A 12,048-nucleotide genomic window follows, 5' to 3' on the forward strand; every position below is an offset into this window, starting at 1 on the left:
AACCCCTTTTATAATTCTGTCTGCAGCCTGAGCTTCAGCGTTAAAAGCCGCAATAGTCTTGCGACTAAAAAACCGGGCTACAGGTTTAAAATCCAGCCAGTTGATTTTGTCCGTCTATACTCACTAAGAGTTGTAAGGAGGATTTATGTCCGAATTTAAAGATAAATATCAGAATTGGCTCAATGAGTTAGCCGCTATGTTCAAAGAAGGGCGGCAGCAGCAACTGGATAATCTGGTGAGCTTTGCCGACACAATCAAAGCTTATGCCAAAGCGGGTAAAGAGCTGACGGCTTATGAAACCCAGCTTTTTATCGAAACCTTTAAACGCCAGGCCACTGAGTCTGAACAAGCGCCATCACTCTGGCCTGAAACTCTGTGGTATGAACTTTCACTGATCACCGACAAAACTCAGATTGAATGGCAGGAACTGATGCAGGATTTGGAGCATCAAGGCACCTATCAACAAGGTGAAGAAGTGGGCATGGGGCTGTATCAATGCCAGCAGTGTCAGCAACAGCTAGCTTTTTATCATCCGGCCGAATTAGGTGCTTGTGTCTATTGTGGAGGTACGCAGTTCAGCCGACAGGGCCTGCCTTTTTAAAACCGTCGTCCTTGAAGCTGCAGCTTTGTTGACTGCGCCACTCGCCCCAGTCACATAGGTTAACTATGCTCCTGGGGTCTCAGAGGCTTGTCGCCTCCCTGCAACTCCAAGTTACTTAGGTTTACATCATTCATTTTATTCAATGATTTGTTAAGATGACGGAAATTGTAGTTTTCATCTTTCAACACTGAGCAGGTTGCATGACGCACAACAGCCACAAGTATGCTTTAACCGCCGAACATTTAGGCCCACAATTGGATAAAAACCTGATCCAGCAAGCGCTGGATGTGACGGGTTTATCCAGCACTTTTATTGGTCAGGACAGAGCAAAGGCGGCATTAAATTTTGCCATTGGCATGGATATGCCGGGTTACAACCTTTATGTCATGGGTGAGCCAGCTTTAGGCCGTTACACCTTAGTGCAGGATATTCTGCAGCAAGCTGCCAGCGAAAAAGCCACGCCGGATGACTGGTGTTACATCAATAATTTCGACGATGAGCGAATTCCAGGTACCTTACGTTTAGTACCGGGTGAAGGTAAGGTGCTGGTCAAAAAGGTCGAAGCCTTAATTGACGAATTACTCGATACTTTCCCTGCAGCTTTTGATAACCCAGGGTATCAGCGCAAGAAAAAAGCCATACATCAGGCCTTTGACGACAAATACGAAGCCGCTATTGCTTTGGTGGAACGCAAGGCCTTAGAGCAGCAAGTGGTACTCTATGAAGAAAATGGTGCAGTCAGCTTTTCGCCTGTGGTCGATGGAAAAGCCTTGGATGACAGCGAGTTTGCTAACTTATCTGAAGAAAAACGCCAGTTTTTCTATGATTTAGTCTCTGATCTTGAAACCATTCTGAACGAGCAGTTGCTGGAATTACCGCAGTGGAAACGCGAGTTGTCAGAAAACCTGCGTGCATTGCGCCGTGACACCATAGAACAAGCCATAAAGCCCTTGCTAAAGCAGTTAGAGCACGACTATTCAGGTGAACTGGGCGTATTACGTTACTTACGTGAAATGAAGCCCGCTTTAGTCAAAGCTATGCTGGAACTGCTGCCGGAAGAGGCTGAAAGCGATAAGCTGGAAGAGCTGGATATTCGCAGCATTTTTGTTGGCGATTTTGTACCTAATGTGCTGATGCACCACGAGTTAATGGACGGCGCTCCGATCATTTTTGAGCCTAACCCAAGCTACGGCAACTTATTTGGCCGGGTGGAATACAGCTCGATGCAAGGCTCTTTGTACACGAACTACCGCATGATCCGTCCCGGTGCTTTACATAAAGCCAATGGCGGTTATCTGATACTGGATGCGGATCGTTTGTTATCTCAACCTGCGGTTTGGGATGCGCTGAAACTGGCCTTGAAAAGTGGCGAAATAGTGATCGACACCTTAAGCGATCACGCAGTCACCAACTCCACCATTATCACGCCCAAAGCTATACCATTGAGTGTCAAAGTGGTGCTTTTGGGGTCACGGGATTTGTATTATCTGGTGCAGGACGTGGACGATGAGTTTAATGAACTGTTCCGCGTCTTAGCTGACTTTGAGCATTATTTGCCTTTTAACGAGCAGACAGTGCGTTTTATGTCGCTGCAAATTCAGGATCAAATTCAGCAAATGGAGATGGAAACCTTGTCCGCCTGCGGCTTAAAGCAGTTGCTGAATTTCAGTTTCCGTCAGGCTGAACACCAACGCAAACTTTCTGCCCGTTTTGCTGAAGTGCTGGAGCTGGTGCGCGAAGCTTGTTTTTACGCCATTCAGCATGACTCGTCTGAGCTGCGTGCTGAGCATGTGCAAATGGCGCTGGAAGGCAAACAATACCGTACAGGCCGCATCAGTGAATCCTTTTTGGAAGATATTCAGGAAGGCCAGATTTTAATAGACACAGACGATTGGGCGGTCGGCAAGATTAACGGCTTAACTGTACTGGAAATTGGCGATACTGCTTTTGGTACGCCAGCTCGCATCAGTACCACAGTTTTTGCCGGTTCCACTGGTGTGGTGGATATAGAACGTGAAGTTGAGCTGGGTAAATCCATTCACTCCAAAGGGGTCATGCTGTTAACCGGTTATTTAGGGGCTAAATACGCTCAGCATTTTCCACTGACTTTATCGGCCAATATAGCGATGGAGCAATCTTACGGCTTAATAGATGGCGATAGCGCCTCTTTGGCTGAGGTTTGTGCGCTGATTTCTGCTATTGCCGATATTCCTATTACCCAAAGTCTAGCGGTGACGGGTTCTATTAACCAGCATGGTCAGGTGCAGGCTATAGGTGGTGTGAACGAAAAAATCGAAGGTTTCTTCCGTTTGTGTCAGTCCCGTGGTTTAACCGGCAAACAAGGTTGTATTATTCCGGCCAGCAATCAGTTGAATCTGGTGCTGAATGATGAAGTGATCAAAGCGGTTGAACAGGGCCAGTTCCATATTTATGTGGTTAAAGGGGTGGATGAAGCGCTGGAACTGCTGATGGATATGCCGGCAGGTGAACGCAATAGCAAAGGCCAGTATCCAAAACGCACTATCAACTACCTGGCACTGCGTCGTCTGGAAGACATTGCAGCTATAGTCAACGGCTCCGATGATTAACGCCTTAGATCAGAAGATCAGAGCTATCAGCTCTGATCCACAACTCAGATAGTCCCTCGACTACGATGTGAAGAGAAAAAACGTGAAAGCTTTTAATTGGATTTTATTCGACGCCGACGAAACCTTATTTCATTTTGACGCTTATGCTGGTTTGCAGTTGCTGTTTAAAGGCTATGGCGTGGATTTCACCACCCAGCATTATGAAGACTATCAGGCACTGAATCAGCCACTCTGGCTGCAGTATCAAAGCGGTGAAATTACTGCGAAACAGTTACAGGAACAGCGTTTTAGCTATTGGGGGCAGCAGTTAAATATTGCGCCTTCAGTGCTCAATGCTGGCTTTTTACAAGCCATGGCAGAAGTTTGTACTCCTTTGCCTGGTGCTGTCAGTTTACTCAATGCGCTGCAAGGTAAAGCCAAACTTGGCATTATCACTAATGGTTTTACCGACTTGCAGCAAATTCGTTTAGAGCGCACTGGCTTGCATAATCACTTTGACATTCTGGTGATATCCGAGCAGGTGGGGGCGGCGAAACCTCATCCGCAGATCTTTACGCACGCCAAAGAGCTGATGGGAAAACCCGATCCGTCGCAAGTACTGATGGTGGGAGATAATCCTGTCGCTGATATCAAAGGTGGCAAAGATGCTGGCTTTTATACCTGCTGGTTAAATCGCTTTAATGCCATCTTGCCCGCAGGCATAGTACCGGATTGTGAAGTTCATTCTTTGTCGCAGCTGGAAGCTTTGTTGATCCAATAAAAGGGGGCAGCATCCGTGCCAGACACCCCGATACTCCTGAGTTTTATACTCTTTTGTTCGATGCTTCAGTTCAGGCTGTGATATTTACAGCGGAGCCTGATTGAGCATGTGTTTTGGTTTGACCACCATAAGTATCCATGAGCTGTTGCATAGTACGGCTAAGCAGCTGGCTGATATTTTCACTCTGATCAGAGCTGCGGCTTACCTTGCTGGCTAAAGACGAAGACTCAGTGTGCTGGCTTTCCCTGAAACTTTTGGCTTCCTGAATAGTCACTTTGCCATCTCCGTCTGTATCTGCACTGTCAAAGTTAGCCAGCAAAGATTGCAGAGCTTCGGTGGACTTGTCATCCTCCTGTTCCAGCTCTTCCAGTAAAGCGGTCAGCTCGTCTTTTGACTTGCCGCTATCTTCTGGTGGAGCAGGTCTGTTCCCCATAGTGCCCTGAGCGCTATACAAAAGGTTACTGAAGTTATCGCTGAACTCAGAGCTGGTCAGCTGGCCATCTCCATCACAATCCAGCGCACTAAACAGCTCTTCACTTTTTGTACTGGCGTTGTCGTTTTGCAAGCTACTGAGCAGGCTTGAGAAATCGCTTTGCTCTAAATAGCCTTTATTTTGACTGTCTAATTGACCGAATAAATGACCCGCAGCTTCAGTCAGTTGTTCCTTGCTAAGTTGTGGCCTTGTAGCGTACCCGGTGTTGTATACACTTTGGCCAGAGAATTGAATGCTCATTCAGGCTCTCCATCAAACGCGACCGGAATTGATCGCCCGGATAAACTGCAAAGTGCCGACCAGAACTGGTTTAGATCTGTCTGTTCTGAGTAAAGTTGGGTTAGGAAAGCTTGGCTAACGTATGTAAATACCGATCTTTGTTCAACAAAATGGATAAAACAGCTATTGAACGCGACGGTTATTTGGCCAGCTTTAATGCAGTGGCAAAGTGTTGCCTTCCCGTTATTGGCCGGCACCACTGTCTGCAAGTTTGGGTGCATTCTGCAGTTAAGCCCTGTACTATCGGTGTTTTATCAGAGAATGTAAGGCCAAAGTTAAACACCGATGTTGGTGTGAAATAAAGGAGTGATGGATGCGTCAAATCCCTGTGTTACTGCTGCTTAGTCTTTGTCTGGGCGGTTGCCAGCAAGCTTACTATGCCACTATGGAAAAATTTGGCGTGGAAAAACGCGAAATTCTGGTTGATAGGGTCAAAGATGCCCGGGATGCTCAGGTCGAAGGTCAACAACAGTTTAAAAATGCGTTGGATGAACTTAGTCAGCTGTTGAAGTTTCACGGCGGCGATTTACAGCGGAACTACGAAGAGCTGGATGCGGAGTATCAGCAAAGTGTCAAAGCGGCCGAATTGGTCAGCAACCGTATTAACAAAGTGGAATCAGTGGCTGATGCTTTGTTTAACGAATGGCGGGATGAGCTGGAGCAGTATCAAAGTGCCAGTTTAAAATCTCAAAGCAAACAAAAGCTGGTGACGACAGAAAAACAGTTTGATGTGCTGCTAAAAAAAATGCGCTCTGCTGAAAAGAAAATGCAGCCAGTGCTTAAAATCATGCATGACAATGTCTTGTTTTTAAAACATAACTTAAATGCCAAAGCCATAGGTTCTATTCAGACTGATTTTGCTGGATTACAGCAGGATGTCAGCAGCCTGATTAGCGAAATGAACAAGGCCATTGCTGATTCGAACAAGTTTATTGCTCAGATGCAGGCTGAATAACTGCGCGGATAAACAACGCCGATTAGTTGATCGGCGCTTGTTGTGGTTTTAGAGTGGTCGCTGTCCCAGCAGGTTTTAACAGTTCCAATTGGGCTTTGGCTTGCTGCTCTTCGTCTTTTTGTTTGATACGCACTAACGAAGCGTAAAACTGTGCTGCAGTAAAAGACTGGGTCGATTGGATCAGATCGCTGACATCGGCAGTGCTTTGCTGCAACATCTGCTTAAAGATTTCCAAATGGCCATTCTTTTGCAATAAAGGCGCCAGGTTGGTTTCCTCAGCACCATCTCTGATGGTGTAGTACTTCAGTAATAACTCGGCTCTGGCCGCTAAAGTCAAAACAGGAGCATCTGCAGCACGGACAGGGCTTGTCGTTGATTGTTCTGTTTTCACTGGCGTTTTTTCGGTTTCCGCTTCTGTTTGAGTCAGAGAATTAAATAAAAAAGCGGAAACAATCAAACCACTAAACAAACCCCAGAAATAGCTTAACAACGGTGTGGGCTTATACATAACAACCTGTCCTGATACGGCATAACAACAAAAGACTGCAGGGATTATAACTGTCCATACCAGCATCAATGCAAACTTTTCTCAGTTTTTCTGTGGCAGAACGTCAGATTTCTCCGCCAGAGGGCCGGATTTTATCTGGTAGCTACAAAAAGTTGAGCCTTTGCCCTGATCCTCCGCCCTGATATAGTGGCGCCATAAACTCAGAATGTGGTGACCAGATGAAACAATATGCACTGCTGCTGGCTGTGATGACATTAAGTGCAGGAGGATGTATGGGACAAAAATCAGTGGATCAACAGGATTTACGCCGTCAGATAGGGCAAAAACTGATGATCGATTTACGCCACTTTTGCGCTCAGGGCAGCTCAGCGCAATGCAAAACTGATCTGACTGAGTTACCCAAAGAATTTTCCGACGCTATCACTCAACTGCATTTAGGTGGCGTGATTTTATTTGCCAATAACTTAAAAGATACCCACCAAATCCGCCGTCTGACTGCTGATTTACAGCAAGCCAGCAGTGATGGGTTGCCCTTGCTGATTGGTATCGATCAGGAGGGCGGTCGTGTGGCCCGTTTGCCGACATCAGAGTTTCCGGCTTTTGCCGGCAACATGGCCATAGGTGCAACTTTGGCATCTTCAGGCACTCGTTATGCCACAGAAGTTGGTCAGGCTATAGCACAGCAATTAAAGTCGCTGGGTATTAACTTAAACTTTGCGCCTAGTGTGGATGTCAACAACAACCCAGCGAATCCAGTGATTAACGCCCGTTCTTTTGGCGATAAGGCTGCAGCGGTGGCTTGGGCGGGCGGCGCTATGCTCAGTGCTATGCAGAATGCCGGTGTACTAGGCACAGTGAAGCATTTCCCTGGCCATGGTGATACTCATGTCGATAGCCACACAGGTTTACCTTTGGTCGAACACGACAGAGCCACGGTAGAGGCGGTTGATTTATACCCGTTCCGACAGCTTATTAAACAGCATCAACCCGCTCTGGTGATGACGGCACATATTCAGTATCCGGCACTGGATAACAGTAGTTTAATCACTAAATCCGGTGAAGCAGTGATCAAACCTGCCACGTTATCCCGCGCTATCCTGACCGACTTATTGCGCGAAGATATGGGTTTTGATGGCATCATTATTACTGATGCATTAAATATGGCTGGGATCAGCCAGTTTTTTGACCCGGCACAGGCGGTGATTGAAACCTTTGCAGCTGGTGCTGATATAGCTTTAATGCCTTATGAAATCAAAACACCCTCTGATATAGCAGCGCTTCAGGTCCTGATTGATCAGGTGGTAACCGCAGTGCAACAAGGTAAGCTCAATAGCGCTGAGATCGCAGAGTCGGCTCAGCGGGTAACCCGCTTACGGCAGCAACTATCAACCCAAACACCACCATTGGTATTGCCAGACCAGCAACGTTTAGCCCAGGATCTGCACCTGGAACAACAACTCGCTCAAGCCAGCCTGACTGTAGTGGGCACAAATAAATTAAAGTTACCGCTTAATTTCGCCGCTTTAAAACTGCACCTGATCGCCCCCGATCAAACGAAATGCCAAAGCTGGTTGCAGGCGTTGAAGCATTGGGGTGTTCAACCCTTAGCTGTGACCTGTAGTGATTTAACCTCTTCAGAGCAAAATCAGGCATTGGCTCAGATCAAACAGGCTGATTTGGTACTGGGATCTTTGATATCACCAGCTCAAAGTGCTGCTGAGTTGGGTGTCTTGGCCGACTTACAGGCTTTACCAGCGATGAAGCTGACCGTATCAGAACAAAAACAGCTACTGGTTCAGCTCGTACAACAGGCGAAAAAGCTGGCCAAAAAGACGGTCATGGTATCGTTACGCACCCCTTATGAGCTGGCAGACTTTGCCGATAGTGCGGATGTGCGACTGGCCACTTATAGTTATAACCAAAAGCCTCAGACTGCAGAGCGGCCATTTTCTGGTCCTGCTTATGATGCGGTGATTGGATTTTTACTCGGAAATGTTCAGGCGCAGGGTCAGCTGCCTGTGTCTCTGACTACAGAAGACAAGTCGATTGAAAGGAGATAAAAATGACAGTGGCTATCAAAGCACTGGATCAGTTAATCAGTACTATGCAGCCCGAGTTGCAGCCGGACATTTACGTATATTGTGTCTGGCCTTTGGATAAGTACTGGCATGGGCCTCTGCCATTGGCAACTTTTAAAGAAAAAGAGGGATTGACCTTAGTATTGACCGAGCAGCAAGCGCAAGAGTATCAACTTGATATTTTGTTCAGGGCGCGCTGGATCTGCCTGACCGTGCATTCAGCTTTAGAAGCTGTAGGTTTGACTGCTGCTTTTGCCACAGCTTTAGCTGCTGCAGGCTTAAGTTGTAATGTATTTGCCGGGGCTTATCATGATCATCTGCTAGTGCCTGTGCATCAGGCTGAAGCGGCTATGCAGGTCTTAAAGCAATTACAACGAAGTAAGCAAAACAAAACCTAGAAAAGGATAGCGAATGTCATTACAACAAATTTTTGGCTGGGGCACCCTACGGCTGGCATTAGCCGGATTGATAGGTGCGCATGGCTGGCACAGAGCTTTAACCGGAGGCGTGCAGCTTTTTGGTCAGTGGTTGGATAACAATGGCTGGCCTATGGGTATTTTGATCGCTGTGGCTATTACTGCTTTTGAAATCATCGGTCCTTTATTTCTGGCATTAAACCGTTATGTCACTTTGGTTTGTCTGGGTTATGTTGGTATTTACGCCACAGGCATAGCTATTTTGCATGCCAAAGTTGGCTGGTTTGTGGTGGGGCCTGGCCGCAACGGTGCAGAATTCAGCGCTTTGCTGATTTTGGTGTTGCTCTCTGTGGCCGTACATCATTGGCCGTCAAGGCGCTAATTCTGCATCCTCTGGCGATAAAAAAGGCCTTGCGATATTCTCTGCGCAGGCCCTTTGATTTTATAAAACTATTAAACTTTTCTGAAACGACGACTCAGAACTAACGCGATGAAAGCAAAGACCGAATACCAGCCAAAGCTACCACTCGAACCTTTAGGCTGAGTGGCTTCAAAGTTTAAAGTCACTTGGGACGAAGCGCCCGCGCTATCGGTAGCTGTGATCAATGTACTAAACTTACCTGCATTAGCAACCTTACCGGCAATAGTGCTGCCAGATAAAGTTAAACCCGCTGGCAAATTGCTTGCGCTGAAACTAATGCTTTGTCCTTCTGCATCATTGAACAACGTTGCCAGGTTGATAGACGCAGTTTCATCAGTAGAAAGTGTCAGATTGGCTGAACCTGTTAATGCAGGTGCAGCATTGACACTTAAATCCAATGTATGAGAGCTGGTTGCTCCTTTGCTGTCTTTCACCAGCACCGTTAACTGATGAGCTTGTCCTGTTGTTAGAGTGCCACTAACAATACCTTTAGTTGAAGCAGTCAGATTTGCTGTTGAGGTGATTTCATAAGTTAAAACTGAACCTTCTGGATCGGCAAAAAACTCATTTAAATCCAGTACAAAAGTTTTGTTTTGATTAATCACTGGTACAACCCAGGCTTGAGCCAAGGCTGGTGCTTTGTTGTGCTCGAATGCCAGAGTAATGTCGGAGTACAGACCTGTATTGTCTGTTGCTCGGACAACCACTTCACTGACAGATAAAGGGCTACCGTCGTAATTCAGAGTACCTTGTTCAGTGACTGTAATGCCTTTCACTGTATTGACCAACGAGAAAGTCAGCGTATCGTTGGCATCCGCATCCTGAATCAGCGAGGCTAGTTCAGTGCTGTAAGCTACGCCTTGGTTAAACTGCATCCGAGCCGGGATTTGAGTCAGATCCGGAGCTCGATTAACCAGATAACGTCTTAGCGCAAGCTGGTTGTCATTATCTTCCAGATAAAGATGCTGGCCCAGCATAAAAGCATGACGTAAATTCGGATAGTCAGCAAAATCAATAGTTTGTTGTTCAACAGCAATACCAGACTCCAAATCCAGCTTAGCAATTTTTATACTGGACCAGCCGTCAGGGATCAGTACCATCCGCTCATCCAGATAATAAATGCTTTGATTAGGCAGGTTATTAAGTGACAGGAGTTTGAACTGGTCATCTATTTCTTTATAGACATATACAGTTGAATTTATATGCAGGTGTAGCTGACCTGAAACATATTTTAACTGTGTGAGGCTATAACCTGGTTGTGGCGCAGTGAATAAGTCACGTTGCTTCAACCTGTTATTGACGACTCTTAACTCTTGCACCGTACCAGTATTTGAATTGTTAACTACTAAATTACCATTCATTTCAGCGGTATATGCCAGATCTGGTAAGGTCGTGAACTCATTAATTCCGGCTGCTGCTGTATCAAGGTAGGTTAAGGTTTTATCGCCTAAGCTAAACAGATGCAGCTTCTGATTCGCTTTGATCAATAAGTATGAACCAAAGACTTTAGCACTATCAACGTAGGCAAGTTGGTTTAGATCACTCAGCTTGCTGTTTAAGTCGATTTCTGCCGTTTGGGTAATAGTTTCGCTGCTTTTATCAAAAGTAAGGAAACGGACCTTAGAGTTTCGCACTGCCAGAACTGTTGATTCTCCATGTTTATGTACAGTGGAGGAGTTCCAATATTGTGATACTGGATAGAATTCAGAGCTCTCAAAGAACTGCAGTGACTTAATTTTGCCATCGGCTTCTTTCTTATATAATTCGGCTTCATCTGATGTAGCTCTGAAAAAGTAATTGTCATTCAACATGATACTATCACCAGCGCTCATATCTAGTGGCAATAGAGACATACTTTGTTGACCACGTTTCAGAGTCACTTTTTCTGCACTATTCAGTCCTTGGGAGTAAAAAACCAGACTATTTTCATGCAAGCTAGCGATGCTACCGTTCAATTCAGTTATATCTTTGATTGATAAATCCGAGACTGTGTCTACATCAGTAATGACGGTGCCATTGAAGTTCAAAACTTGTATTCTGTCGCCGTAATTCACATAAAGCGTATTACCGGAGAATACTGAGTTATTATGATAGCCCTGTGGCAATATAGAATCATTACTGGTAATTTTCTGCAATGTGCCATCATTGGCTACATGCAATTGACTGCTTAAATATCCCATCAACAAAAGATTACCCGAGTCTTTTGAATAAGCTACATTTTGTTGATTGGGGACTGAGTTGACCGATACTTCAGAAACCAGATTCAGTTGTCCCAAGTTGTCCTTTTTATACGTTCTGACTAAACTAACTGACAAGTTATAGTTGTAATAACCAGCAATTAATACAGCTTTCGTCTCGTCATAAAGGGCAAATTGCGGCTCCGACGGTAATACTATTGTTGATGACGTAAAACTGGCTGTTGTTTTATCAAAGCTACGAACAGAAACATTAGTGTTTGGATAGGCATTGTTAGCATCGATGTAGCTGCTATTTGCGTCCATTCGATACTGGTCATAATAATAGCCATTTCTTGTTGCCAATTTTGTCAGTGTGCCATCCGTTGCTACTGAGTAAGCAGCGACTTCATTGTATTGGAAGACAAACAAGGTAGAGGCATCAGCACTCAGACTTACATGCTGGACACTGCTCAGATTTAAATCCTGAAGGTCATATTCTTTTAGTGTTGTAAACTGGTCTCCAGTTTGTCTGATTAACGTAAAACCATTTTGGTTGTATGCAACTGTAAGATCTGCCGCCGAAGTCAGGTTTTCCGCCAGATGTAAAAAACCTTCACGTTCAGTGGTTTCTTCAGTAATGGCTAATGCTTCAGGGCTTTCTGTCTGCACTGAGCTGGCAGGGATTTGTTCATAAAACGGAATTTCAAAGGCAGCTAAAGGGCTTGATAAAACAATGGCAACAGCACATGCCACGGATGTTAGACGTAACATC

At 45.6% G+C, this 12,048-nt stretch carries 10 protein-coding genes; 7 read left to right on the top strand and 3 right to left on the bottom strand.

Going from position 1 to position 12,048, the window contains the following annotated elements:
• The first annotated feature begins 145 nt into the window (after window positions 1–145).
• The 3 genes from IEW88_RS16640 (at window position 146) to yjjG (ending at window position 3,949) form a co-directional block, all read left to right on the top strand.
• A complete protein-coding gene (locus IEW88_RS16640) occupies window positions 146–601 on the top strand; it encodes a zinc ribbon-containing protein (protein WP_147905167.1) in 456 nt (151 codons plus the stop codon).
• A gap of 200 nt (window positions 602–801) precedes the next feature.
• Window positions 802–3,189, top strand: coding sequence for a Lon protease family protein (locus IEW88_RS16645; protein ID WP_147905166.1), 2,388 nt, complete (start codon window positions 802–804; stop codon window positions 3,187–3,189).
• Between the two features lie 82 nt (window positions 3,190–3,271).
• Window positions 3,272–3,949 carry a pyrimidine 5'-nucleotidase gene (yjjG, locus tag IEW88_RS16650; protein WP_147905165.1) on the top strand — a complete coding sequence of 226 codons (678 nt, stop codon included), beginning with the start codon at window positions 3,272–3,274 and terminating at the stop codon, window positions 3,947–3,949.
• A gap of 70 nt (window positions 3,950–4,019) precedes the next feature.
• Here the strand turns inward: yjjG and IEW88_RS16655 are convergent, their stop codons facing one another.
• A complete protein-coding gene (locus IEW88_RS16655) occupies window positions 4,020–4,682 on the bottom strand; it encodes an EF-hand domain-containing protein (protein WP_147905164.1) in 663 nt (220 codons plus the stop codon).
• A gap of 352 nt (window positions 4,683–5,034) precedes the next feature.
• Between IEW88_RS16655 and IEW88_RS16660 the strand changes: the two genes are divergently transcribed.
• Complete coding sequence (locus tag IEW88_RS16660) at window positions 5,035–5,676, top strand: DUF2959 domain-containing protein (protein ID WP_147905163.1); 642 nt, start codon at window positions 5,035–5,037, stop codon at window positions 5,674–5,676.
• 22 nt (window positions 5,677–5,698) lie between these two features.
• Here the strand turns inward: IEW88_RS16660 and IEW88_RS16665 are convergent, their stop codons facing one another.
• A complete protein-coding gene (locus tag IEW88_RS16665; RefSeq protein ID WP_147905162.1) occupies window positions 5,699–6,184 on the bottom strand; it encodes a hypothetical protein in 486 nt (161 codons plus the stop codon).
• A 218-nt stretch (window positions 6,185–6,402) separates the two neighbouring features.
• Here IEW88_RS16665 and IEW88_RS16670 point away from each other — a divergent pair, with 218 nt between their 5' ends.
• From IEW88_RS16670 to IEW88_RS16680, 3 genes are read left to right on the top strand one after another with little or no spacing between them, the layout of a single operon-like run.
• Complete coding sequence (locus IEW88_RS16670) at window positions 6,403–8,244, top strand: glycoside hydrolase family 3 protein (RefSeq protein ID WP_147905161.1); 1,842 nt, start codon at window positions 6,403–6,405, stop codon at window positions 8,242–8,244.
• Window positions 8,245–8,246: 2 nt separating this feature from the next.
• Window positions 8,247–8,660, top strand: a complete 414-nt coding sequence (locus IEW88_RS16675) for an ACT domain-containing protein (RefSeq protein ID WP_147905160.1) — start codon at window positions 8,247–8,249, stop codon at window positions 8,658–8,660.
• 13 nt (window positions 8,661–8,673) lie between these two features.
• Window positions 8,674–9,060: a DoxX family protein gene (locus IEW88_RS16680; RefSeq protein ID WP_147905159.1), complete on the top strand. Its 387-nt coding sequence runs from the start codon at window positions 8,674–8,676 to the stop codon at window positions 9,058–9,060.
• 71 nt (window positions 9,061–9,131) lie between these two features.
• Here the strand turns inward: IEW88_RS16680 and IEW88_RS16685 are convergent, their stop codons facing one another.
• Window positions 9,132–12,047 carry a putative Ig domain-containing protein gene (locus tag IEW88_RS16685; RefSeq protein WP_147905158.1) on the bottom strand — a complete coding sequence of 972 codons (2,916 nt, stop codon included), beginning with the start codon at window positions 12,045–12,047 and terminating at the stop codon, window positions 9,132–9,134.
• Window position 12,048: the final 1 nt, after the last annotated feature.

Source organism: Rheinheimera tangshanensis, assembly GCF_014645135.1.
GTDB lineage: Bacteria > Pseudomonadota > Gammaproteobacteria > Enterobacterales > Alteromonadaceae > Pararheinheimera > Pararheinheimera tangshanensis.

Excerpts from the sequence above, each read along its gene's own strand:
- IEW88_RS16670 (WP_147905161.1), top strand. The coding sequence starts at position 6,403 with ATGAAACAATATGCACTGCTGCTGGCTGTGATGACATTAAGTGCAGGA.
- IEW88_RS16675 (WP_147905160.1), top strand. The coding sequence starts at position 8,247 with ATGACAGTGGCTATCAAAGCACTGGATCAGTTAATCAGTACTATGCAG.
- IEW88_RS16660 (WP_147905163.1), top strand. The coding sequence starts at position 5,035 with ATGCGTCAAATCCCTGTGTTACTGCTGCTTAGTCTTTGTCTGGGCGGT.
- IEW88_RS16680 (WP_147905159.1), top strand. The coding sequence starts at position 8,674 with ATGTCATTACAACAAATTTTTGGCTGGGGCACCCTACGGCTGGCATTA.
- IEW88_RS16665 (WP_147905162.1), bottom strand. The coding sequence starts at position 6,184 with ATGTATAAGCCCACACCGTTGTTAAGCTATTTCTGGGGTTTGTTTAGT.
- IEW88_RS16645 (WP_147905166.1), top strand. The coding sequence starts at position 802 with ATGACGCACAACAGCCACAAGTATGCTTTAACCGCCGAACATTTAGGC.
- IEW88_RS16655 (WP_147905164.1), bottom strand. The coding sequence starts at position 4,682 with ATGAGCATTCAATTCTCTGGCCAAAGTGTATACAACACCGGGTACGCT.
- IEW88_RS16685 (WP_147905158.1), bottom strand. The coding sequence starts at position 12,047 with ATGTTACGTCTAACATCCGTGGCATGTGCTGTTGCCATTGTTTTATCA.
- IEW88_RS16640 (WP_147905167.1), top strand. The coding sequence starts at position 146 with ATGTCCGAATTTAAAGATAAATATCAGAATTGGCTCAATGAGTTAGCC.